We start from the raw sequence: 22,408 nt of genomic DNA on the forward strand, positions 1-22,408 counted from the left end.
ATATGCGATAATCCCCGCGTCATGCGCGCCACGCTCTCCTTCCGGCTCGCGCGGTCGGCCGCCTTCGCGGCCGTCAGCGTGCTCCTCGCCATGGGCGCGCACTGGTTCGCCGGGGGAGGCGGGCCCACGACCGGGGCGCTGCTCACCGGCGTGCTCGCCGTCACGGCGGGCGCGGCCGTCGCGGCGGGCCGGGAACGGTCTCCCCAGGTGATCGTCGGGCTGCTGGTCGGCGCGCAGGCGTTCCTGCACCTGCTGTTCGACGTCACGGCCTCCGCGGGTGAGCCCGGCCACCTCACGTGGCACGGCGGCCTCACCACGCAGACCGGCATGCTCACCGCCCACCTCACCGCCGCGCTGCTCACCGGATTGTGGCTGTCGCGCGGCGAGGAGGCGCTGTGGTCGGTCCTGCGCCGGATCGGCGCCGGGGCGGCCCACTGGCTCACGATGCTCGCCACGCTGGTGGCGCTGCTGCGGGCCGGTCTCGCGGGGACCACCCGTCCGCGCGTGCGCGCCACACCGGGACGGCCTCGCCCGCCGCGCCCGGCATGGGTGCTGCGGCACGCGGTCGTCCGTCGCGGGCCACCCGTTTCTCCCGTCTTCTGAGCTTCCCGCGCGAGCGGCGCGTATCTCCCGGCGGAGGCCTCTCCTCCGTCGTCCCCCGGCACGGAGAGACATGCCCTGCGGAGAACAGCGGCGCCAAGAGGCCTCGTGCCGCCCGGCGACGCTGCCTTCCGGCCGTCCTCTGACGGCACCCCCTGCTCGCGCGTTCCCGGCATTTCAGTACAGAGACTGGAGAACCCCCATGACTTCAACCGTCCGCCGTGTGTCGGCGGTCGCCGCGGGTGCCCTCGCCGTCACCCTCGGTCTCGCCATGCCCGCCCTCGCCCACGTCACCGTCAACCCCGGCACCGCCGAGCAGGGCGGCTGGACCAAGATCGCGTTCCGGGTGCCCAACGAGCGCGACAACGCCTCCACCACCAAGGTGGAGGTGGCGTTCCCCACCGACCATCCGCTGCCGTTCGTCTCGGTCCGCCCGGTGTCCGGGTGGAAGGTCAAGGTCACCCAGGGCAAGCTGCCCCAGCCCGTCGTGTCCGACGACGGCGACAAGATCACCGAATCGGTGCTGAAGATCACCTGGACCGGGGGGAAGATCGAGTCCGGCCAGTTCCAGGAGTTCGAGGCCTCGGTCGGCCCGCTGCCCAAGAACGTGGACGCGCTGGAGTTCCCCACCGAGCAGACCTACTCGAACGGCGAGGTGGTCAAGTGGGCGGACCCGCCGAAGGCCGACGGGTCCGAGGCCGAGCACCCGGCGCCCACGCTCAAGCTCGTCGCGCCGAAGGCGGAAGAGGGTGGCGACGAGGCCGCCGCGGCCTCTCCGTCCGCCGCCGCGGCCGCCGGCCCTGACGTGGCGCCGTCCGTGGCCGCGGTGGCGGAGGACGACGACGAAGGCGGCAGCGGCGCCGCGGCCCTGGTGCTCGGCGGTCTCGGCCTGCTGGCCGGCCTGGTCGGGGCCGGCGCGGGCATCACGGCGCTGCGCCGTTCCCGCGGCTGAGCGGTCCTCCCGCCCGATCCGAACGAGCCCTCTTTCCGGCACCTCCGGGAAGAGGGCTCGCGCCTTCCGCGACCCCTCGTCATGATCCCGTGGCGGGGGCGGCGGGGTGCCGTGAAAAGGTGTTGACTCTCGCCCCAGGGGAGCCGTCAGGCTGGTGTCCCCCTGATCACCGGAGAGCAAATGATCATCGAAGCGCACGACCTGCGCAAGACCTTTCACGCGAAACGAGGACGAGGCAAGAAGGAGGAGGTCGAGGCCGTACGCGGCATCGACCTCCAGGTCGAGCGGGGCGAGGTCTTCGCGGTCCTCGGCCCGAACGGCGCGGGCAAGACCACCACCGTCCGGATGCTCGCCACCTTCACCCTGCCCACCTCGGGCAGCGCCCGGGTGGCGGGTTTCGACGTCGCCAGGGAGGCCGCCAAGGTCCGGGAGAACATCGGCTACGTCAGCCAGGCCGGCGGCGTCGACGACACCGCCCCCGGCATCGAGAGCCTGCTCCTCGCCGCCCGGATCAGCGGGATGTCCCGCCGGCAGGCCCAGGCCAGGGCGGACGAGCTGCTCGCCGCGTTCAGCCTCACCGAGATCGCCAACCGCCCGGCGAAGACTCTCTCGGGGGGTCAGAAGCGGCGCTTCGCGATCGCCGTCGGACTGGTGAACGCGCCGCCGCTGATCTTCCTGGACGAGCCGACCACCGGCCTCGACCCCCAGAACCGGGCAAACCTCTGGGACGAGGTCCGCAAGCTGCGTGAGCAGGGCACCAGCGTGCTGCTCACCACGCACTACCTCGACGAGGCCGACGCGCTCTGCGACCGGCTGGTCATCGTCGACCACGGCAGGATCGTCGCGAGGGGAACGCCGGAGGAGCTCAAGAAGGAGGTCGCGGGCGACGTCGTGACGCTCCGGCTGGAGGACACGGACGCCGCCCGGAAACTCCTCGACGCGCAGCCGTACGTCAAGGAGGTCCGGGCCGAGCCCGGCGTCGTCCGCGCGTACCTCGACGACGGGGAACACGGCCTGATGCACATGCTGCGCACCCTGGAGGAGAACGGCCTGGGCATCCGGTCGGTCTCCCTCGAACGCGCCACCCTCGACGACGTGTTCCTCAAGCACACCGGCCGCTCGCTGCGCGACGCCGCCTGACCTCCCGGGACTCACACGATGACTCGACACACGATGCTCTTCCTCGGCTACGAGCTCAGGAAACTCTTCGCCAACCCGGTCTGGCCGTTGTTCGGGATCATGCAGCCGGTGCTCTACCTGGTGTTCTTCGCGCCGCTGCTGAGGAGCACGGTCCCCGGCGGGAAGATGACGGACGTGCTCGCGATGTTCACGCCGGGCTCCATGATGATGATCGCCTTGTTCGGCTCGATGTTCGCGGGCTTCGGCATGATCAACGAGACCCGCAACGGCATGCTGGAGCGGCTCGCGGTCAGCCAGGCGTGGCGCCCCGCGATCATCCTCGGCCGGCTCGTCAAGGACGTGATCGTCCTGGTCCTGCAGGCGATCCTGGTGATCGGCATCGCCGCACTGATGGGCCTGCGGATCGGGCTGGCCGAGATGCTCCTCGTGCTGCTGCTCATGGCCGCGACCGGCCTGTTCGCGGCCAGCCTGTCCTACGGCCTGGCGCTGACGCTGCGGGACGAGAACGGCATGTCGCAGCTGGTGCAGTTCTTCGCCATGCCGCTGACCCTGATCGCCGGGCTGTTCCTGCCGGTCTCGCTCGGGCCCCAGTGGCTGCAGACGCTGGCGAAGTTCAACCCGCTCTACTACGCCGTCGAGGCGGGCCGGTCGCTGTTCCGCGGCGACCTGAGCGCCGAGACCATCCCGGTCGCCTTCGCCCTCTTCGCCGCACTCACCGCGCTCACCCTGGTCTGGTCGGTGCGCTCCCTGCGCAACCTGGCCGGCTGACCACGAGACGGACCCGCCCGGTCCGCCCGGGCCGGGGCCGGCGCGCCCGGACCGGTGCGGGTTCCGATGACCGCCGAGCGCTCCTGACGAAGCGTCTCAGGGGCCTGGGAGGCGTGTCGGGGGAGCGGATCGCGAGACGACGGCCTGGGCGGCGAGGAGTTCCGCGTACCTGCCGGGCACGGCCATCAGTCGTTCGTGAGTGCCGCGCTGGACGATGCGTCCCGCGTCGAGGACCAGGATGAGGTCGGCGTCCCTGACCGTGCTGAGGCGGTGGGCGATGACGATCCTGGTCTGGGGGAGCCGGGCCAGGTTGGCTTCGACGGCGGCTTCGGTTGCGCTGTCGAGGTTGCTCGTGGCCTCGTCGAGCAGGAGCACCTTGGGCCGGGACAGTACGGCGCGGGCCAGGGCCAGCCGCTGCCGTTGGCCGCCGGACAGGCCGCCGCCCTCGGTCAGCATGGTCTCGTAGTTCATGGGCATCGCCATGATCTCATCGTGCAGTGCGGCCAGTTCGGCCGCCGCGACGATGCGCTCCAGTGGGGCGTCGGGGTCGTTGAGTGCGATGTTCTCCCGTATGGTGCCGTTGAACAGGGACGGGTCCTGGGTGACGACGCCGAACTGGCGGCGCAGGGTGCGCAGGTTGAGCTCGCCGGCGGGGACGCCGTCGTAGCGGATCTCGCCCTCGACCGGGGTGTGCAGTGCCAGCAGAAGCCGGGCCAGCGTGCTCTTCCCGGAGCCGGAGGCGCCTACCAGCGCGACCTTCTGACCGGGGCTGATCGACACCGACACGCCCCGGAGGGTCCACGGGCCGCGCGGGTCGTGCCGGAAGCCGATGTCGCGCAGTTCGATCCGGCCGCGCAGGCGCAGCACCTCGATGCCCTCGTCGGGTTCCGGAGTGGAGATGAGGATGTCGGAGAGCCGGTCGAAGTGGGCGCCCGCCAGCTGGAGGCTCTGGAGGCTGGTCATCAGCGAGCCGAGCGGGGTCAGCGCGGCCAGGGCGATGGCGTTGAGCGCGATCAGCGCGCCGACGGAGAGGTCTCCGTCGAGCACCCGCCAGGCACCGATCCACAGCAGCGCGAGCGGCGTGATCACGTGGATCGCCGACACGACGGCGTCCAGGAGACCGTGGGTGAGACCTACGCGCGCGTCCGCTTCGAGTTGCTGTTCGAAGTGATCCGACCACTGTTTCATCGCTCTGCGCTCGGCGCCCGAGGCCTTGAGCGTCTCGATGCCGCTGAGCGTCTGGATCAGAGTGCCCTGCGATTTCGACAGAGCCGCCAGTTCCTGCTGCGTCAGCATGTGGACGCGCCGGGACGTGGCCAGCAGGAGCAGCGACTGGAGCAGGACCACGCCGGTCAGCGCCGCCCCGAAGATCGGGTCGCGGGCGTAGACGACCACCACGTAGCCGACGGCGAGCGGCCCGTCGAGGACCGCTGTGATGATCTGGCCGGTGAGCAGCTCTCGCAGGGTCGACACACTGGAGGCGCGAGTCACCAGGTCGCCGGTGCCCCGCTGAGTGAAATACGTGTAGGGCAGCGCCATCAGGTGGCCGACCACTCCCCGGCTGAGCTCCTGGTCGGCACGGGTGCGCACCGCCACCAGCAGCGCCGCCCGCAGATATCCCAGGACGAGCTGGGCCGCCCCCGTGATCAGCACCGCCACTCCCAGCAGCGGCAGCAGGTCGGCGCGCCGCGGCAGGACCGTGTCCAGCAGCATCTCGGAGAACAGCGGCAGGACCAGGCCGACCAGCTGCAGCAGCAGCGAGGCCGCGACGACCTGCGCGAGCAGCCCGCGCCGGCGTCGCAGCAGGGTCCGTAGGAATTCCCGCCGCCACGCGCCGGCCAGTGACGACGATCCGCGCCGGAATCCCGCGCCCGGCTCGAAGACGAGCAGGACACCGGTGAACCCCGCCGCGAACTCCGGCGGGGTCAGCCGCCGGCGCCCCTGACCGGGATCGACGATGTCGACCCGGTCGACGGCCCACCGCTCGACCACCACGAAGTGATTGGACTCCCAGTGGGCGATGGCCGGGAGCGGCGCCCGGGCCAGGTCGTCGGGGGCGAGCTGGAACGCCTTGGCGGTCAGCCCGTGTTCGCGGGCACCCGCGACGATGGCGCGGGCGCTGAGGCCGTCGCGGCCGACGCCGAGGCGACTCGACAGCTCGGTGACGGTCGTGCGGTGACCGTGATGGTGCAGCACCATGGCCAGGCACGCCGACCCGCACTCGGTCTGCGTGTTCTGGAGCACCACCCGCAGGCGGTTCACCGGGCGCCCTCGATCAGCACGGCGACGGCCCCGCCCGCCACCGCCAGGAGGGCCACGACGAGCCAGAGCAGCGGAAAGCAGGGGCCACGGCGACGGGACACGGTCACAGCCAGTGCCAGGTGACGGCGGCCTTGGCGCGCCGTTCGGCCATGTACTCCGCGAAGCCCGCGCGACCGGCGGCGGCGAGAGTGCGGGGGTCGGCGAGGTCCGCGGGCCGGCGTTCGCGGACGACGCCGAGCAGGTGGCCCTTTCCATGGGGCACGGGGCCGGTCACGGCCCCCGCGGGGGCGGTGCGCATGGGTTCGGGCAGGTCGAGGGCGGGGCCGTCGGCGGTGGTGACGGTGATCCGGTCGCGGGAGGAGAGTGCCTGGATGAGGGCGGCGACGGGGTCGGGGGCGCCTGCCAGCTCGGTGAGGCGGTCTTCAGGACCTTCCGCCCACAGTGCCCAAACATGGTCGAACTCGGACGGGTTGCGCTCCAGATAATCGCGTGCCGTCTCCTGCTCGATGCGGGCGCGAACCCGCTGTTTGAGGGCCAGACCGAAGATGTGATGGGTGTAGGCCGTCTCGTTCAGACCGACGTCGGTGAGCCAGCGCATCATGTCGGCGCGGCTGCGCAGGCCGTTCCTGACCCTGTAGGCGTCGGACGCCTGCTGGAGTTCCTCCTGAGTGGGCGGGGGCTCCCTGCCGGCCATGTCGCTCAGGATGCAGTAGTCGATCAGCTCCTCCTGCATCGTGCTGTCCCGCTCGGTCCGGGTACGCAGGGTGAGCAGAGCGTTCTGGATGAGCAGGGCGAAGCCGTCGACGGTGACGACCCGGCCGGAGGCCCAGTGAGTGGAGTGATCCAGGGTCCAGGGCACGCCGTCGTCGGCCGGGGCGGTCAGCGCCACGCTTCCCCCGTCGGGGTGGGCCAGCACCAGGTCGTAGTCGACGATGGGGCTGCCGGGCCGTACGTCGGCCACGAGCTGGGCGCGGGTGGCGGGCCGGGTCGCACGCCACTCGGCGACGGCCCGCCGGGCCTCGGGCACGGCGTCGCGGCGGCGTGGCAGCGTCCGCAGCAGGTCCACGGCTTCGGTCAGGGCGGCGTCGAAGGCGCTGGTCATAGGGTGGTTCACCTGTGCGGTTCGGCGGCGATGAGCCAGTCGGCGATGGCGGCGGCGATGGGCAGGCCGGTGGTGGCCTCGATCCAGCCCCACTGCCCGGCGGGGTTGATCTCCAGGTAGACGTACTCGCCCTCGGGAGTGACGATCATGTCGATGCAGCCGTAGTGCAGACCGAGCGAGGCGGTCAGCTCCAGGCAGCGGCGCTCGACGTCGTCGGGCAGGCGATGGATCGCGTAGGTGGAGAAGGTCTGCTCGTAATGGCGGTAGTCGTACCTGGTCGCGCGTGATCCCTGGGAGTGGATCTCGGCGGGGAACACCTGGTCGCCCACCACGGTGATGCGCAGCTCGACGGCCTTCTTGACGTACGGCTGGAGAATGGCCGGGGCCAGGGCCAGCCGGTGCCTGTCGGTGAGACGGCGGCGCGTGACCGGCGTGGTGTAGTGCGAGTGGTCCTCGCCGTCGATCCGGAACTCGACGTACTCCACCACCTTGGCGATCAGCTCGCCTCCGGCGTCCTCCCAGAACGGGATGAGGTCCTCGTCGTCGTTGGTGACGAGAGTGTCGGGGGTGGTGAAGCCCAGGGCGGCCGCGACGCCGAGATTCACGAGCTTGTTCTGGGTGCGGACGATGTCGGAGGTCCTGGCCGGCAGCCAGCGGCTCTCGACGGTGTGCTCCCACCCGTGCAGCAGGATGGCGGCGATCTTCTCGACGTACTTCCGGTGGTTGTCGTCGGTCACCGACTCGGGTGCGTGCGGATGCGTGGGATGGCGGTTCCAGATCGTGGTGAACTGGGAGCAGTCGTACTCGCGGCCCTCGACGCGCAGCGTGTGCCGCCAGGATCCGCCGGTCAGGCGCGAGCTGATCGTGCTGTCGGCGGGGTAACCGCCCGGATCCCACCACAGGAACTCGGCGCCTCGTTCGACGAGTTCGGGGACGACCATCTCCACCGACGCGTCGTTTCTGGCGCTGAGTATCAGAATCACCGAATTTCCTATCATTGACGAAGGCGGCGTGCCCGGTACGCACGGGCACGCCGCTTCACAGCAACGTGGCTTCAGGCGTGGGGCGTCACAGGAGGACGTCCCGCCTGTCGATGGTCTGGCCCTGCTGGCTGCTGGACAGCCACACGCACGGGTGCCACTCGATCTCCTTGCCCCCGACGATGTCGTCCAGGGCGTCCTCGGGCAGCTCAGCGGCGCTGCCGAGGTCGTCGAAGCGAATGCTCATGTCTCGCACCTCCTCTCCGGGAATTCCCGACGAACTCTCGCGACGCCGTCTTGGATCTTGGTTGGAAGTGGCTTGCACCCCCCGGAGGAACCGGAGCGTCTCTTCTCGCCGCGAACGCACCTTCGCCTCAGGGTGACGGCGAGTGCGGCGACCCCCAGGCCCCGGGAAGCGCGACCTCGCGGCCCCGTGCCGCCCGCACCCGCATAGGAGACGGGTGCTTGGGGCATTTCACCAGGTATCGGGGCCTGGTGATTGGGGGAGTCATGGCTGTGACAGCGGACCTTGCCAAGCTGCTCGACCGCGAGTACGAGGACAAGAGCCTGGAGGAGATCGTCAAGGCGCCGGTGGAGGCGCTCGCGGGCGTGACCGCGGAGGACGCGGAGATGCTGAAGAAGGCGTTCCACATCAAGACCATCGGTGACCTCGGCCGCAACAAGTTCTTCCGGGCGGCCACCGCGATGGTGGACCTCACCGACAGCCAGAAGTAGCCCGGCCCCCCGGCCGCTCCGGCCACCGTTGTAGAAGATTTCCACCGACTTATAGGTTGATGGAAGGCATCTCCATAGGGAGCGGTCGTGGGGGCTCTGTTCATCGGCGTGGACGGGGGAGGCACCAGCACGCGCTGCGTCGTGGCCGGGGAGTCGGGCGAGATCGCCGGACGGGGACGGGCCGGCGGCGCCAACGCGATCTCGGTTCCCGACCCGGCGGCCAACCTGCGCGCCGCGCTGGCCGGCGCGCTGACTGGCGTCGACCCGGCCCGGGTCGCCGGAGGCGTGTTCGGCCTCGCCGGAGTCGCCGGCGCGGCCGAGCCGGCCGAGCGGGCCTGGCGGGAGGCAGGGCTCGCGGGACGCCCGGTGGTGGTCTCCGACGTGCTCGTGGCCTTCACCGGAGCGACCGTCGAGCCGGACGGCGCGGTGCTGGTGGCCGGCACCGGCGCGATCGGCGCCCGCGTCCGCGCCCGCCGCGTCGTACGGCGGGCCGACGGGCTCGGCTGGCTGCTGGGCGACGAGGGATCGGGCGTGTGGCTGGGCCGCCGGGGCGCCGCCGCGGCGCTGAACGCGATCGACGGCCGGGGCGCCCCGACCCTCCTGGTCGCCCGGGTGGCCGAGACCGTTCTCGGGCCGGGCTCGGCCGGGGAGGACGACGGGCCCGCGCTCGCCGGGGAACTGGTGGCGGCCGTGTACGCGCGGGTCGCCGAGCAGGGGCCCGCCTGGCTCGGCACGCTCGCGCCGGTCGTGGACGCCGCCGCCCGCGAGGGCGACGAGGTGGCGCGCGGCGTCGTCGGGGAGGCGGCGCGCAGGCTGTGCCGTACGGCACGGGTGGTGTGCGGAGAGGGCGTCACGTGGGGCGGGGCGTGGGCGAGGGGAGGCGGAGGTCCGCTGGTGCTGGCGGGTTCGCTGCTGACCGAGCCGACCGAGCTCGCTCACCTGGTCTGGGCGGAGCTCGGCAGGTGGGCCGAACTGGTGCCCGCGCGGGACGCCGCGGCGGGCGCCGCGGCCCTCGCGCTGCGGGCCGCCCTCGGAGACGATCCCCGGGCCGCCGCGGCGCACCGCGCGCTGATCGGGCAGGCCGTCCGGTGACCGCGGGCCGGGCGAGCGGCGACGGCCTGGACCGGCTGGCGATGGCCGTGCTCCAGCCCGGGTTCGACGGCACCGCACCGCCCGACTGGCTGCTCCGCGCGCTCGCGGACGGCCTCGGCGGCGTGGTGCTCTTCGCCCGCAACGTCACCCGCGCCGCCCCCCGCACCGCCGACCGCAGCGCCGATCGCGACGGCGACGACGCCGGGGCGGCGGGCGGCCCAGGCCCAGTGAACGGCCCAGTGGACGGTGCGGTGGGCGGCGCAGGGGACGGGACGAGTGCGCTGGTCGCCGCGCTGCGCCGGGAGCGGCCGGACGTGGTCGTGGCGGTGGACGAGGAGGGCGGCTCCGTCACCCGGCTGGAGGCCGCGACGGGAAGCTCCTGGCCGGGCAACCTCGCGCTGGGCGTCGCGGACGACGAGTCGCTGACCCGGCGGGTCGGGCGGCAGATCGGCAGGATGGTCGCCGCGGCCGGTGTCACGCTCGACTACGCCCCGGTCGTCGACGTGAACGCCGACCCCCGCAACCCCGTCATCGGCGTGCGCTCGTTCGGCTCCGACCCCGAGGCGGTCGGCCGCCACGGCGCGGCGTGGATCGAGGGCCTGCAGAGCGCGGGCGTGGCCGCCTGCGCCAAGCACTTCCCCGGTCACGGCGACACCGTGACCGACTCCCATCTCGCGCTGCCCGCCGTACGGGCCGCGCGGGAGGTGATCGAACGGCGCGACCTGCCGCCCTTCCGGGCCGCGATCGCGGCCGGGGTGCGCGCGGTGATGTGCGGGCACCTGCTCGTCCCCGCCGTCGACGCGCTCCCGGCGACGCTGAGCCGGGCCGTGCTGACCGGTCTGCTGCGCGAGGAGATGGGGTTCGGCGGGCTCGTGGTCACCGACGCCATAGAGATGCGCGCGGTCGCCGCCCTGCACGACCCCGGCGAGATCGCGGTGCGCGCGCTGGCCGCCGGGGCGGACGCGATCTGTGTCGGGGTGTCCTCGGCCAGAGGAGAGAGCGTGTACGCGCTGCGCGACGCGATCACCGCGGCGGTCCGCGAGGGGCGGCTGAAGGAGGATCGCCTCGCCGAGGCGGCGGGCCGGGTCCGGGACCTGGCCGCCTGGTACGACGCGCGGGCGGACGCCAGGGCGGCGGCGGCCGGGGACGCCGACGAGGGCCTCGGGCTCGCGGCGGCCGCCGCCGCGCTGCGGGTGACCCCCGGACCCACAGGACCTGCGGCGAGCGAGGCTGAGGCGGTGGGGCCGGGCGTGCTGACCCGGGCGCCACTGGTGGTGAGCATGGCGGCGCGCCCCAGCCAGGCCGTGGGCCGCGTCACCCCCCTCACCCTGGGCCAGGCGCTGGCGGAGATCCTGCCGGGGACCACGACGGCCGAGGTGAACGACGAGGAGGACGCGCCGGGCCTGCTCGCCACCCTGGGCGACACCGGGCGCCCGCTGGTGATCGCCGTCCACGACGCCGTACGGCACGCCTGGATGCGGCGCCTGCTGGAGGAGGCGCTGCGGGCCCGGCCGGACGCCGTGGTGGTCGAGACGGGGGTGCCCGGGACGCCCGCCGGGCGGCTGTACCTCGCCACCCACGGCAACTCGACGGCGTCGGCGCGGGCGGCGGCCCGCTGGCTCGCCGGCCGGTCGCAGTGACCGCAACCGGAAGGGTGTTCCCGCAGGTCACGGGCGTCGGTAAAAATTAACTCCATAGCGGTGTCCAGGCATGGAAAAAATTGACGGGTCGCGAGTGCGCCCGTATTGTCCAGGCAATCGGGAACCAGGAGCAGCCCATGAAGCGACTCGCAGCGATCATGGCAGTGGCGTCGATCGCCACGGCCACCGCCTGCGGCACTACCGGGACGACGGAGACCGCCCGCACGGGCGGCGGCGTGTTCACCACGATCGACGGCAGCAAGCAGATCAACGCGAGCGCGCCGATCAACCCGTTCAACCCAGTCGGATCGGTCTTCTCGGGATACAACGGCATGGCGCTGGCGTGGCCCAAGAACGACCCCACCGATCCCAACCAGTTCTACCCGGCCATCGCCGGAAGCTGGACGACGTCCCCCGACCGGTCGCAGGTCGACATCCACCTGCGCCCGGAGGCCAAGTGGTCCGACGGCGTGCCCGTGACCAGCGAGGACGTGCGGGTCTCGATCGGTCTCGCCTACACCCAGGGCGGCACGGCGTACGCGCTGGACCCGAAGGCGGCCGGCGCCGCCGCCGACATCCAGGTCGTCGACCCCACGACCGTGCGGATCACGCAGGGGGCCAACCGCAGTTCGACGTTCCTCGCCAACCTGCTGTCGACCGTGGTCGTGCCCGCGCACGTCTTCGGCAAGCTCCTCCCGGCGGACTTCTGGCAGCTGCTCAAGACCGCCCAGCACGGTCAGGGCGCGGCGGCCGACAAGGCGAAGAACACGATCACCGGGCTCGCGGAGAAGGTCATCGCCTTCGACCCGGGCCACGACGTGTCGGCCGGGCCCTTCGTGCTGGAGCGGGTCAACCCGGGCGCGGCGCTGCTCACCCGCAACCCCTACTTCTACGACCGGCAGAAGATCGCGCCGGACAAGGTGAAGATCCTCAACTACACCGGCAACGAGCAGATCTGGAACTACCTGATCGCCGGCCGGCTGGACAACGCCCCCTTCACCTCCGTGCCCACCGCCGTCATGAACCGGATCCGCGAGGCCCGGGGCAGTAAGGTGATCAAGGGCTACTCGCCGGTGGCCGTCTCGCTCGCGTTCAACCAGGCGCACAAGCCGTACGACAACGTGCACGTGCGGCGGGCGCTGGCCTACCTGATCGACCGCGCCCAGGTGACGAGGATCGCCTCCCCGGAGGGCGGCACCCCCGCCGCCACCACGTCCGGCATCCACGCCCAGGCCGCCCGCGCCTGGCTCGGCTCCGGGTTCGACGGCCTGGAGCAGTACCGGATGGACCCCGCCAAGGCCGACGCCGAGCTCAAGGCGGCGGGCATGACCAAGCGCAACGGCCGGTGGGCCATGCCGGACGGCAGCCCCTGGAAGGTGCGCATCCACGTGCCCGCGTCGTTCTCCGACTGGGTCGCCGCGGCCAAGTCGATCAGCAGCCAGCTCGCCGACCACGGCGTCGACGCGAGCGTGGTCACCGCCGCCGACTACACGCTCTACCTGGGCGAGCTGGCCGACGGGAAGTACGACCTGGGACTGTGGCTGATCGGCCTCGGCCCGTCGCCGTACAACATCTTCCAGCGGCTGTTCGGCCAGGCGAACGGCTGGCAGATGTTCGGCGGGCGGCTGCGGCACGTCGCGCCCGGCACCGAGGGCAACTGGATGGGCGGCCCGGAGAAGGTCGACGCCGGCGCGGCCGGGGTCGTGAACCCGGGCGAGCTGACCGGCAGGCTGAACTACGCGTCGCAGGACGAGCAGAAGCGCATCGTCGGCATCCTGGCCAAGGTCGCCAACGAGCAGCTGCCGGTCGTCCAGCTCTGGGACTACGTCAACACGCAGTTCGTCAACACCTCCCGCTACACCGCGTTCCCGCCCGACGACGACCAGGCCCTGCGGCTGTCGTCCGGCGTGTGGATGCAGCTCGGGATGATCAGGAAAGCGGAGAAGGGGCGGGTATGACGCAGACGGTCCCCGGGCGGCACCGGGCCGCCGCCATCGCCAGGAAGGTCGCGGGCCACGTCGTACGCGGCCTGGTCATGATCTGGGCCGTGGCCACGATCAGCTTCGTCATCATCCGGGAGATCCCCGGCAACCCGGTGCTCGGGCAGTACGAGAGCCTGATCCAGAAGGGCATGTCGCCCGAGCAGGCCGAGCGGGCCACCGCCGTCCTGTACGGCTTCCTGCCCACGGGCAGCCTGTGGCAGCAGTACGTGGGCTACCTCGGCTCGCTGCTCCACTTCGACCTCGGGCGTTCGCTCAGCACGCCCGGCGTCGAGGTGACCACGCTGATCGGCCACGCGGCCCGCTGGACCGTGCTGCCGGTCCTCGCCGGCACGCTGCTCAGCTTCCTGCTCGGCGTGACCATGGGCGTGTACGCCGCGATCAAGCGGTCCGGCAGGCTCGGCGACGCGCTCGCCCTGTCCGGCTCGCTGCTGCACGGCGTGCCCGTGTACGTCATCGGCCTGCTGCTCACCGCGATCTTCGCCACGCTGTGGCCGATCATGCCGTCCGGCGGGCCGGTGGACGTCGAGTTCGTCCCCGGCCTCAACCCCGGATACATCGGCTCGCTGGTGCACCACGCCGTGCTGCCGGTGGTGACGTACACCCTGGCCAGCTACGGCGGGTGGATCCTCGCCATGAAGTCGAACGTGGTCGCCGTGCTCGGCGACGACTTCATCCTCGCGGCGGAACTGCGCGGCCTGCGGCGCGGCATCGTGTTCCGTTACCTCGCGCGCAACGCGATCCTGCCGCTGTTCACGATCCTCGCCCTGTCGATCGGCATGCTCTTCGGCGGCTCGATCTTCATCGAACAGATCTTCAACTACCCGGGCCTCGGCCTGCTGCTCGTCAACAGCATCAGCAGCCGCGACTACGCCCTCATGGGCGGCACGTTCCTGGTGATCACGGTGGGCATCGTCGTCGCCAACATCGTCGCCGACCTGCTGTACACGGTGATCGACCCCCGGGTCAGGAGCGGAGGCGCGGCATGACCGTCATCGTCGACCCCGCCGGGCCTCCGGCGGCACCCCCGGAGACCACCCGGGCCACGCTGCGGCGCAACTTCTGGCGCGGCGTGTGGCGGGTGCTGCGGCGCAAGCCCAGCCGGATGGCCGGAGTGGTCATCGTCGCCCTGTTCGCGCTCATGGGCGTGGCCGGGCCGCTGCTCTACCCCGCCCAGCTGCCGCGCGACGACAACGCGCTGTACGCGCCGCCGAGCCTCGCGCACCCCTTCGGCACCGACTTCGAGGGCACCGACGTGCTCGCCCTCGTGATCACCGGCGCGCGGTACGTGCTGCTGACCGGCCTCGCCACGGCCGTCATCACGGTCGCGCTCGGCACCGCCATCGGGCTGTTCGCGGGCTTCCACCGAGGCCGGTGGGACACCGTGCTCATGCGGCTGACCGACATGAACCTCGCCATCCCCGGCCTGCCGCTGCTGCTCGTGCTGTCCACCGTGTGGAAGTTCGAGAGCCCGCTGGAGATGGGCCTGGTGCTCGGCGTGCTCGGCTGGGGCGGCATCGCCCGCGCCGTGCGCTCGCAGACGCTGTCGCTGCGCGAGCGCGGCTTCATCGAGGCCGCCCGCGGGCTCGGCCTGCCGACCCGGCACATCATCGGCCGCGAACTGCTGCCGAGCATGGCGCCGTACATCGCGATGAACATGCTCATCGCCGTCACCGGCGCGGTGTACGCCCAGGTCGGCCTGTTCTTCCTCGGCGTGCTGCCGTTCGAGTCCAACAACTGGGGCGTGATGCTGAACCTCGCCGTCTTCAACGGCGGGGCGCTCACCACCCCGGCCGCGCTGCCGTACCTGATGGCCCCGCTGATCGCCATCCTGCTGCTCACGCTCGGCATCGTGCTGATCGTCGACGCGATGGACGAGATCTTCAATCCCCGTCTGCGGGAGGAATAGCCCCTATGACCGCTCACACGGCCGCACGTCACACGGCAGCACGTGACATGGAAGCACCGGGGGTCCGCATCCGGGACCTCACGGTCGTCTACAAGACGCCGGCGGGCGAGCTGCCCGCCGTCCGCGGCGTCGACCTCACCCTCGCCCCCGGCACGATCACCGGTGTCGTCGGCGAGTCGGGCTCGGGCAAGTCGACGCTCGCGTTCTCGCTGCTCAACGCCGTGCAGCCGCCCGGCAGGATCGCGGCGGGCAGCGTCGAGATCGACGGGCTCGGCGACGTGCTGGCGCTCCGCGGCGAGGACCTGCGCCGCGCCCGCGGCCGCGAGGTCGGCTACGTCTTCCAGGCCGCGCAGAACTCGCTGAACCCGCTCAAGACCATCGGCAAGCAGTTGCTCGACCTCGGCCGCTCCCACGACGTGGAGGACCTGCGGGCGCTGGTGCGCGACGCCAGGGACCTGCTGGCCCGCATGGGCATGGACGGCGCCCGGGTGCTCGACTCCTACCAGCACGAGCTGTCCGGCGGCATGCGCCAGCGGGTCGGCATCATGCTCGCGCTCGTCCTGAACGCCAAAGTCGTCGTTCTGGACGAGCCGACCACCGCCCTCGACATGATCACCCAGGCGACGATCCTGCGGATCATCCGCGAGGTCCACGAGGAGCGGGCGCTCACCACCCTTGTCATCACCCACGACGTCGGCGCGGTCGCCGAGGTCGCCGACGACCTCGCCGTCATGTACGGCGGGCGGGTCGTCGAGCACGGGCCGGTGACCGAGGTGCTCGGCGACGCCCGTCACCCGTACACGCGGGGCCTGATCCGGGCGATCCCGCGCCTCACGGGCGATCTGTCCCTCGCCCGGGCGCTGCCCGGCCGCCCGCCGACGCTCGGCACGCTGCCCGCGCAGGGCTGCGTGTTCCGCGAGCGCTGCGAGCGGCGCATGGACGTCTGCGAGACGGACGACCCCGCCGCCGTCACCCGAGACGGCCGTACGGTCGCCTGCCACGCCACCGGCCGCCCCCTGGAGCTGGTCGGACGAGAGGAGCTGGTGTGATCACGGGAACCGGGATCTCCAAGACCTTCCGCCAGCGCGGCGGCGTGCTCGGCGCCCGCGAGGTGCCCGCGCTGCGCGACGTCGACTTCGCCGTCGAAAGGGGCGGAGCCGTCTCGTTCATCGGCGAGTCGGGCAGCGGCAAGACCACCCTCGGGCGGATCATCGCCGGCCTGGAGACCCACGACGCCGGCGAGATCGTCATCGACGGGGTGCCGATGTCGTCGCTGAGCCACCGGCGGCGCCAGCCGTACTTCCGCCGGGTCCAGCTCATCCACCAGGACCCCTACTCGGCGCTCAACCCCACGCGGACCGTCCACCAGGCGCTGGAGGCCCCGCTGGCGCTGCGCGCCCGCCAGACCGGCCGCCCGAGGTCGTGGATCGACAGCCGGGCGCAGGAGCTGCTGTCGATGGTCGGGATCGACCCCGGCTACGTGCTGCCGCGCTATCCGCACCAGCTGTCCGGCGGCATGCGGCAGCGCGTCGTGATCGCCCGCGCGCTCACCATGGACCCCGAGGTCCTGGTCGCCGACGAGGCCGTCTCGATGATCGACGTGTCGCTGCGGCTGGGCATCCTCGCGCTGCTCAAGGACCTGCGCGAGCGGGTCGGCGTCGGCGTGCTGTTCATCACCCACGACATCGCCACCGCCCGCTACATCGGCGACGACGGTGAGTTGTACGTGCTCTACCGGGGGCAGGTGGTGGAGCGTGGCGCCACCGAGAAGATCATCGCCGACCCCGTCCACCCGTACACGCAGTCGCTGCTGTCGGCGATCCCGGTCCTGCACGGCCTGGAGCGGCCCGGGGCCGAGCGGGTCGTGCCGAAGGAGCCGCGAGGGGAGACCCAGGGGGAGGGGCGGCCGGGCGGGTGCCTGTTCGTCCCGCGGTGCCCGTTCAGCACCGAACGCTGCGAGCGGGAGACGCCCGTGCTGGGGCGCGACGGCGGGCCCGGACAGGAGACCGAGCAGGAACACGCCTGCTTCCACCCGAGGCGGCGTAGCGTGATCCCGGTGGGGGTGGGTGAGTGACGCAGGCCCAGGTGGAGGCGGTCGAGGTGGACGGGCGGCTGGAGCGCCTGGCCGCCGCCGCGCTGTGGGCCGAATCCGAGGACGCCGCGCTGCTCGTACGGCGGCTCGCCGACCCGCCGCCCGGCCGTGAGTGGACCGTCCTGGCCGTGCCGGGCATCGAAGGGTCTGTCCGCGAGGGGAACGGCACTGAGCCGGCCGGTCCCCAGAGCGCGGGTCCGGAGAGCGCGGGTCTGGAGGGTGCAGGTCCGGAGGGCACCGGTCCGCAGGATGCGGGTCTGCGGGGGGCGGTGTTCGCGTCGATCGGTGCGGACGGCGCCGGGCACGTCGACCTGATCGCCGTCGACCCCGCCGCGCGGGGCCGGGGGATCGGCCGGGCGCTGGTGGCCGCCGCCGAGGAGTGGATGCGGGAGAAGGGCGCCGCCGAGGCGAGGTTCGCCGGCAATCCGCCCTGCTACGCCTGGCCGGGCATCGACGTGCGGTACACCCCCGCGGCCTGCCTGGCCGAGAGCCTGGGCTACGAGCGCTACCGCGTCGCCTGGAACATGACGGCAGACCTGCCGGCGCGGTTCGACCCGGCCGAGCACGAGGCCGACCTGGCGCGGCTCGCCGACGCCGGGGTGACGCTCGCGGCGGCGCCCGCGGGGGAGCGGGGCGACGTCGTGGCCTTCGTCCGCGAGCAGTGGAACGACGCGTGGGCCTGGGAGGCCGAGCAGGCGACCGGGCTGCACTACGCCACCCGCGCCGGGGAGATCCTCGGCTTCGCCGCCTGGGGCGCCAGGCCGTCGTGGTTCGGCCCGATGGGGACGGCGGAGGCCGCCCGCGGGCTCGGCGTCGGCCGGGTGCTGCTGCGCCGCTGCCTTGCCGAGCAGGCCGCCGCCGGGCTGACCTCGGCGCAGATCGGCTGGGTGGGCCCGCTGCGGTTCTACTCCCGGGCGGTGGCCGCCCGCGCCGAGCGGGTCTTCTGGCTCTACCGCCGCCGCCTCGGCTGATGTCCGCGCCGATGCCCGGACTGATCGCCGGGGCGGGGTCAGCCGTACAGCAGGTCTCCCTCCGGCGGCCCCGGCGGCGGGCACAGCCCGCGGGGGTCGCGTCCGGCCTCCAGGTGCGCGCGCAGCGAGTCCGAGCCCCACAGCAGGTCGAGGAACGGGTCGCAGGCGAAGTCGCCCGGATACAGGGTGCGCAGCACGTGCAGCAGGGACACCCCGGTCAGCACCGGCGGGAAGGTCTCCCGGTCGGTCACGTGCAGCTGGACCCCCCGCACCGGCACGCCCGCGTGCCTGCCGGACGCGGGGGTGAACGACGTGTCGCGGAAGCGCACGCCCGGCAGGCCGAGATCGCTCAGCGCGGCGGCGAGCCGCCCGTCCGCGTACGGCGCGCCGACCAGCTCGAACGGCCGGGTCGTGCCGCGGCCCTCCGCGGCGTTCACGCCCTCCAGCAGCCCGGTGCCGGGGTAGACCAGCGCGGTGTCGAGAGTCGGCATGTTCGCCGACGGCATCACCCAGGGCAGCCCGGTCCGGTCGAAGTGCCACTCCCGGCGCCAGCCCTCCATCGGCACGACCTCCAGCGCGGCGCCGGCCGCGCGGTTGGCGGACAGCGCGATCTCGCCCGGCGTGAGCCCGTGCCGGAGCGGCAGCGCGGCGCGGCCGACGAAGCTCGCGAAGGCGGGGTCGAGCACCGGGCCCTCGGCCACCGCGCCGCCGATCGGGTTGGGCCGGTCGAGCACGGTGAACCGCAGCCCGAGGCGGGCCGCCGACCCCATCAGATCGCACATCGTCCACACGTAGGTGTAGAACCGGGCGCCCACGTCGCCCATGTCGAAGACCAGCGCCTGTACGCCGGACGCCGCGACGAGCGCGTCCAGCTCGGCGCCCGTACGGCCGTAGGTGTCGGCCACGGGCAGGCCGGTGACGGGATCGACGGCGGCGGCCTCGCCGCCGCCCGCCTGCGCCGTGCCGCGCAACCCGTGTTCGGGACCGAAAAGCGTGGTCACGCGCGTTCCCGCGGCCAGCAGGGCCGGTGCGGCGGGGGTCAGATCGGGCAGGACTCCGGTGGGGTTGGTGACGAGACCCACCCGCTCCCGCCCGGGCCGCGGCGTGGCCGTCAGCCGTTCCAGTCCCGTACGCACGCGATCCATCAGTACAAGGCACTCCGAAGCTGAGGAATCATGACGCACTCACTCGCCGCTCTCGCCACCGAACAGAGCGATCCCCGCTACAGCGGAATCGACACCCTGCCGACGGAGGAGATCGCGCGCCTGATGAACGCCGCCGACGCCGCCGTCCCGGCCGCGGTGGGCCTGGCGGTCCCGGCGATCTCCGCGGCCGTCGACGCGATCGCCGCCCGGATGGCCGGCGGAGGCAGGCTGCTCTACGTCGGCGCGGGCACCTCGGGGCGGCTCGCGGTGCTCGACGCGTCGGAGTGCCCGCCGACCTTCGGCACCCACCCCGACCTGGTGCAGGGCATCATCGCGGGCGGTGAGGCCGCGCTGGTGCGCTCCGTCGAGGGTGCCGAGGACGACGCCGGGGCGGGCGCCGCCGTGATCCGCGACAAGCAGGTCGGCCCGCTCGACTCCGTCGTCGGGATCTCCGCCAGCGGGCGCGCGCCGTACGTCGTCGGGGCGGTCGAGGAGGCCCGGCGGCGCGGCGCGCTGACGGTGGGCCTGGCCTGCAACACCGGCACCCCGCTCGCCCGGGCCGCCGAACGGGGGATCGAGGTCATCGTGGGGCCGGAGGTCGTCACCGGCTCGACCCGGCTCAAGGCGGGCACGGCCCAGAAGCTGGTGCTGAACATGATCTCCACGATCACGATGATCAGGTCGGGCCGCACGTACGGGAACTTCATGGTCGACGTCGTGGCCAGCAACTCCAAGCTCGTCGACCGGGCGGCCCGCATCGTCTCCGACATCACCGGCGCGGACGTGCCGGACGCGCGGGAGGTCCTGGAGGACGCCGGACGCGACGTGAAGACGGCCGTGGTGATGATCGAGCGCCGAGTCGGGGCCGACGACGCGAGGGCGCTGCTCGCCGCGCACGGCAACCGGCTCGGCCCGGCGCTGCGCGGCGCCTGAGCGGCCCGGTGGATCCGGAAGCGACCCGATGTCTTACTTTGTAAAGGCGCGTAGTTCGGTGCTGGAAGAGGTCCTGCGTGCGGCCGTACCCGAGGTCGCCTCGGCGGCGGTCGCCGTGATCGCCCTGGACGGGCGCACGGTCGCCGCGGCCGCCGTGGGGGAGGCGGTGCGGTACGCGGGACCCTCCGGAGAACCGCTGCCCGGGCTGGATTCAGGGCTGCCGCCCGGGCTGGATTCAGGGCTGCCGCCCGGGCGGCCGGCCGTGGCGATGGACGCGCTCTTCGACATCGCCTCGCTGACCAAGATGTTCACGGCCGCGGTGGTGGTCTCGCTGGCCCAGGAGGGCGCGCTCGGCCTCGACGAGCCGGTGGCCGCGCGGCTGCCCCGGTTCTACGGGCATCGGCCCGAGATCACCGTACGGCACCTGCTGACGCATTCGGCCGGCCTGCCCGCGAGCCGCCGGGTGGAGAGGGAGCCGGAGGAGGCCCGCTGGGGCCTGGTGCTGTCCACCCCCGCGCAGGGGCCGCCGGGCACGCATCTCTACTCGGACGTCGGCATGATCACGGCCGGGCGGGTGGCGGAGGCGGCCGGCGGCGCGCCGCTGGACGTGCTCGTGCGTGAGCGGGTCACCGGGCCGCTCGGGCTCGGCGCCACGACGTACGGGCCGGTCGAGCCGGGGCGGGCCGTCGCGACCGAGTTCAAGCGGGAGCGGTGTGCCGGAGGCTGCGTCAGAGGTGAGGTGCACGACGAGACGGCCCACGCGCTGGGCGGCGTGACCGGCCACGCCGGGCTGTTCTCCACGGCCGCCGACCTCGTGCGCTTCGGCGAGGCGCTCCGCACCGGCGGCGGCCCGATCCTCTCGCCCGAGTGGACCGCCGAGATGCTGCGCGACCAGGGCGTTCCGGGCGCCGCCTTCCGGCAGGGGCTCGGGGTGCGGATCGATGACCCAGCCATCGTGGGCCCGCTCACCGGCGCGTTCGGCCATTCGGGCTTCACCGGCACGTCGCTGGTGGTCGACCCCGCCCGCCGCCTGACCGTCGTGCTGCTCACCAACAACGTCCATCCTCTGCGGGGGCGGCCCGGCATCCGCGACCTGCGGCACGCCGTCGCCGCCGAGGCCCTGCGCCTGTCCGGCTGAGCAGGGAGACGTTTAATCCTCCTCGTCTGGGTCAGCGGGAAGATCGATCCGCCTCCAGAGGGAGAGGTACTGTGATGACGACCGCGCATCAGACCGGCCGGCGATTGGAAGGCGCGGCCCGGAGGGCGGCTGACCATCCCGCTCTTGAGAAACTCGCCAAGGTCGGCTTCGCCGCCCGGGGCGTCCTTTACGCGATCATCGGACTGGTCGCGCTGCAGATCGCCTTCGGCGGCGGCGGGGAGGCCGACAAGAGCAGCGCGCTCCAGATCGTGCGCGACTCGCCCCTGGGCGACCCCCTGCTGTGGATCATGGCCGTCGGCCTGGCCGCGCTGGTGATCTGGCAGGTCTCCGAAGCCGTCTGGGGCCGGCCCGAGGCCAGGGAGCGCGTGGAGGCCGTGTCCAGGGCCGTCGTCTACGCCGCCCTCGTGTACTCGATGGTGGCGCTGCTCACGCAGAACAAGGGCGCCTCCTCGTCCGACAGCCAGTCGGAGGACGCCACCAAGGCGCTGTTCGACCTGCCCGCCGGGCAGTTCCTGGTCGGGCTGATGGCTCTCGGCGTGATCGCCCTCGGCGTGTACTGGATCTACGAGGGCTGGACCGAGAAGTTCATGCGCGACATGCACGTGACCGAGCCCCGCACCCGCGGTGTCGTGGTGAAGCTCGGCAAGGCCGGCTACATCGCCCGCGGCGTCATCGCCCTGGCCGCCGGCGCCCTGATCGGCCAGGCGGCCCTCACGTACGACCCGGACAAGGCGGCCGGCATCGACGACGCGCTCAAGGCGCTCGCCGACACCCCGGCCGGTCCGTGGCTGCTGGTCGTGGTCGCGATCGGCCTGGTGCTGTTCGCCGTCTACTGCTTCGCGGAGGCCCGCTGGCACCGGGTGTGAGTGGATTCGCCGGAACACCCTGGGGCCGGCCGCGCGCGGCGAAGCGCGCGGCCGGCCTCTGC

General features: G+C 72.7%; 21 protein-coding genes. 16 read left to right on the plus strand and 5 right to left on the minus strand.

Translation table 11 applies throughout. The features are described from left to right. Nucleotides 1-21: 21 nt before the first annotated feature. The 4 genes from HHX33_RS24905 (at nt 22) to HHX33_RS24920 (ending at nt 3,460) form a co-directional block, all read left to right on the plus strand. On the plus strand, nt 22-603 hold the full coding sequence (locus HHX33_RS24905; protein ID WP_182876730.1) for an MFS transporter: 582 nt from the start codon (nt 22-24) through the stop codon (nt 601-603). 199 nt (nt 604-802) lie between these two features. Further along, a complete protein-coding gene (locus tag HHX33_RS24910; RefSeq protein ID WP_182876731.1) occupies nt 803-1,552 on the plus strand; it encodes a YcnI family protein in 750 nt (249 codons plus the stop codon). A gap of 180 nt (nt 1,553-1,732) precedes the next feature. Then, nucleotides 1,733-2,692, plus strand: coding sequence for an ATP-binding cassette domain-containing protein (locus HHX33_RS24915; RefSeq protein ID WP_182876732.1), 960 nt, complete (start codon nt 1,733-1,735; stop codon nt 2,690-2,692). Between the two features lie 18 nt (nt 2,693-2,710). Further along, complete coding sequence (locus tag HHX33_RS24920; RefSeq protein ID WP_182876733.1) at nt 2,711-3,460, plus strand: ABC transporter permease; 750 nt, start codon at nt 2,711-2,713, stop codon at nt 3,458-3,460. A gap of 96 nt (nt 3,461-3,556) precedes the next feature. On the opposite strand, the gene HHX33_RS24925 is transcribed toward HHX33_RS24920, so the two are convergent. From HHX33_RS24925 to HHX33_RS24940, 4 genes are all read right to left on the minus strand, one after another. After that, nucleotides 3,557-5,722, minus strand: a complete 2,166-nt coding sequence (locus tag HHX33_RS24925; protein WP_310741515.1) for a peptidase domain-containing ABC transporter — start codon at nt 5,720-5,722, stop codon at nt 3,557-3,559. A 103-nt stretch (nt 5,723-5,825) separates the two neighbouring features. Then, nucleotides 5,826-6,824, minus strand: a complete 999-nt coding sequence (locus tag HHX33_RS24930) for a TIGR04500 family putative peptide maturation system protein (protein ID WP_182876734.1) — start codon at nt 6,822-6,824, stop codon at nt 5,826-5,828. 8 nt (nt 6,825-6,832) lie between these two features. After that, complete coding sequence (locus tag HHX33_RS24935) at nt 6,833-7,807, minus strand: MvdC/MvdD family ATP grasp protein (RefSeq protein ID WP_182876735.1); 975 nt, start codon at nt 7,805-7,807, stop codon at nt 6,833-6,835. A gap of 85 nt (nt 7,808-7,892) precedes the next feature. Then, entirely contained in the window at nt 7,893-8,051 is a 159-nt protein-coding gene (locus HHX33_RS24940) for a hypothetical protein (protein WP_182876736.1), read from the minus strand. 263 nt (nt 8,052-8,314) lie between these two features. On the opposite strand from HHX33_RS24940, the gene HHX33_RS24945 reads away from it, so the two are divergent. The 9 genes from HHX33_RS24945 to HHX33_RS24985 all read left to right on the plus strand — a co-directional run bounded on the left by HHX33_RS24945 (nt 8,315) and on the right by HHX33_RS24985 (nt 18,243). Further along, a complete protein-coding gene (locus HHX33_RS24945; RefSeq protein WP_182876737.1) occupies nt 8,315-8,539 on the plus strand; it encodes a hypothetical protein in 225 nt (74 codons plus the stop codon). A gap of 87 nt (nt 8,540-8,626) precedes the next feature. Then, entirely contained in the window at nt 8,627-9,631 is a 1,005-nt protein-coding gene (locus HHX33_RS24950; RefSeq protein ID WP_310741516.1) for an N-acetylglucosamine kinase, read from the plus strand. Further along, nucleotides 9,628-11,271, plus strand: coding sequence for a glycoside hydrolase family 3 protein (locus HHX33_RS24955; protein ID WP_310741517.1), 1,644 nt, complete (start codon nt 9,628-9,630; stop codon nt 11,269-11,271). Before HHX33_RS24950 ends, HHX33_RS24955 begins: the two co-directional genes overlap by 4 nt. Before the next feature lie 137 nt (nt 11,272-11,408). Then, nucleotides 11,409-13,229, plus strand: a complete 1,821-nt coding sequence (locus HHX33_RS24960; RefSeq protein ID WP_182876738.1) for an ABC transporter substrate-binding protein — start codon at nt 11,409-11,411, stop codon at nt 13,227-13,229. Then, the gene (locus tag HHX33_RS24965; protein ID WP_111697543.1) at nt 13,226-14,260 is read left to right on the plus strand and encodes an ABC transporter permease; all 1,035 of its coding nucleotides are present in this window, start codon (nt 13,226-13,228) and stop codon (nt 14,258-14,260) included. Before HHX33_RS24960 ends, HHX33_RS24965 begins: the two co-directional genes overlap by 4 nt. After that, nucleotides 14,257-15,180 (plus strand): ABC transporter permease, encoded by a 924-nt coding sequence (locus HHX33_RS24970; protein ID WP_111697544.1) that lies wholly within the window; start codon nt 14,257-14,259, stop codon nt 15,178-15,180. The genes HHX33_RS24965 and HHX33_RS24970 overlap by 4 nt, the downstream gene beginning before the upstream one ends. A gap of 5 nt (nt 15,181-15,185) precedes the next feature. Next, nucleotides 15,186-16,229: an ABC transporter ATP-binding protein gene (locus HHX33_RS24975; protein WP_244301842.1), complete on the plus strand. Its 1,044-nt coding sequence runs from the start codon at nt 15,186-15,188 to the stop codon at nt 16,227-16,229. Then, nucleotides 16,226-17,254: an ABC transporter ATP-binding protein gene (locus HHX33_RS24980; protein WP_182876739.1), complete on the plus strand. Its 1,029-nt coding sequence runs from the start codon at nt 16,226-16,228 to the stop codon at nt 17,252-17,254. The genes HHX33_RS24975 and HHX33_RS24980 overlap by 4 nt, the downstream gene beginning before the upstream one ends. Then, a complete protein-coding gene (locus HHX33_RS24985; protein ID WP_310741518.1) occupies nt 17,251-18,243 on the plus strand; it encodes a GNAT family N-acetyltransferase in 993 nt (330 codons plus the stop codon). Before HHX33_RS24980 ends, HHX33_RS24985 begins: the two co-directional genes overlap by 4 nt. A gap of 38 nt (nt 18,244-18,281) precedes the next feature. On the opposite strand, the gene HHX33_RS24990 is transcribed toward HHX33_RS24985, so the two are convergent. After that, the gene (locus tag HHX33_RS24990) at nt 18,282-19,388 is read right to left on the minus strand and encodes an exo-beta-N-acetylmuramidase NamZ domain-containing protein (RefSeq protein WP_182876740.1); all 1,107 of its coding nucleotides are present in this window, start codon (nt 19,386-19,388) and stop codon (nt 18,282-18,284) included. A gap of 30 nt (nt 19,389-19,418) precedes the next feature. Between HHX33_RS24990 and murQ the strand changes: the two genes are divergently transcribed. The 3 genes from murQ (at nt 19,419) to HHX33_RS25005 (ending at nt 22,346) form a co-directional block, all read left to right on the plus strand. Beyond that, on the plus strand, nt 19,419-20,321 hold the full coding sequence (gene murQ, locus HHX33_RS24995; protein WP_182876741.1) for an N-acetylmuramic acid 6-phosphate etherase: 903 nt from the start codon (nt 19,419-19,421) through the stop codon (nt 20,319-20,321). A gap of 58 nt (nt 20,322-20,379) precedes the next feature. After that, nucleotides 20,380-21,459: a serine hydrolase domain-containing protein gene (locus HHX33_RS25000; RefSeq protein ID WP_310741519.1), complete on the plus strand. Its 1,080-nt coding sequence runs from the start codon at nt 20,380-20,382 to the stop codon at nt 21,457-21,459. 74 nt (nt 21,460-21,533) lie between these two features. After that, nucleotides 21,534-22,346: a DUF1206 domain-containing protein gene (locus HHX33_RS25005; RefSeq protein ID WP_182876743.1), complete on the plus strand. Its 813-nt coding sequence runs from the start codon at nt 21,534-21,536 to the stop codon at nt 22,344-22,346. Nucleotides 22,347-22,408 lie beyond the last annotated feature (62 nt).

The sequence above is a fragment of the Microbispora sp. H10670 genome (genome assembly GCF_014161385.1).
Lineage (GTDB): Bacteria > Actinomycetota > Actinomycetes > Streptosporangiales > Streptosporangiaceae > Microbispora > Microbispora triticiradicis.

What these genes read in the sequence shown, in the direction of transcription:
- HHX33_RS24905 (WP_182876730.1), top strand. Translation starts at nt 22, where the DNA reads ATGCGCGCCACGCTCTCCTTCCGGCTCGCGCGGTCGGCCGCCTTCGCG.
- HHX33_RS24910 (WP_182876731.1), top strand. Translation starts at nt 803, where the DNA reads ATGACTTCAACCGTCCGCCGTGTGTCGGCGGTCGCCGCGGGTGCCCTC.
- HHX33_RS24915 (WP_182876732.1), top strand. Translation starts at nt 1,733, where the DNA reads ATGATCATCGAAGCGCACGACCTGCGCAAGACCTTTCACGCGAAACGA.
- HHX33_RS24920 (WP_182876733.1), top strand. Translation starts at nt 2,711, where the DNA reads ATGACTCGACACACGATGCTCTTCCTCGGCTACGAGCTCAGGAAACTC.
- HHX33_RS24930 (WP_182876734.1), bottom strand. Translation starts at nt 6,824, where the DNA reads ATGACCAGCGCCTTCGACGCCGCCCTGACCGAAGCCGTGGACCTGCTG.
- HHX33_RS24940 (WP_182876736.1), bottom strand. Translation starts at nt 8,051, where the DNA reads ATGAGCATTCGCTTCGACGACCTCGGCAGCGCCGCTGAGCTGCCCGAG.
- HHX33_RS24945 (WP_182876737.1), top strand. Translation starts at nt 8,315, where the DNA reads ATGGCTGTGACAGCGGACCTTGCCAAGCTGCTCGACCGCGAGTACGAG.
- HHX33_RS24960 (WP_182876738.1), top strand. Translation starts at nt 11,409, where the DNA reads ATGAAGCGACTCGCAGCGATCATGGCAGTGGCGTCGATCGCCACGGCC.
- HHX33_RS24965 (WP_111697543.1), top strand. Translation starts at nt 13,226, where the DNA reads ATGACGCAGACGGTCCCCGGGCGGCACCGGGCCGCCGCCATCGCCAGG.
- HHX33_RS24970 (WP_111697544.1), top strand. Translation starts at nt 14,257, where the DNA reads ATGACCGTCATCGTCGACCCCGCCGGGCCTCCGGCGGCACCCCCGGAG.
- HHX33_RS24975 (WP_244301842.1), top strand. Translation starts at nt 15,186, where the DNA reads ATGACCGCTCACACGGCCGCACGTCACACGGCAGCACGTGACATGGAA.
- HHX33_RS24990 (WP_182876740.1), bottom strand. Translation starts at nt 19,388, where the DNA reads ATGGATCGCGTGCGTACGGGACTGGAACGGCTGACGGCCACGCCGCGG.
- murQ (WP_182876741.1), top strand. Translation starts at nt 19,419, where the DNA reads ATGACGCACTCACTCGCCGCTCTCGCCACCGAACAGAGCGATCCCCGC.
- HHX33_RS25005 (WP_182876743.1), top strand. Translation starts at nt 21,534, where the DNA reads ATGACGACCGCGCATCAGACCGGCCGGCGATTGGAAGGCGCGGCCCGG.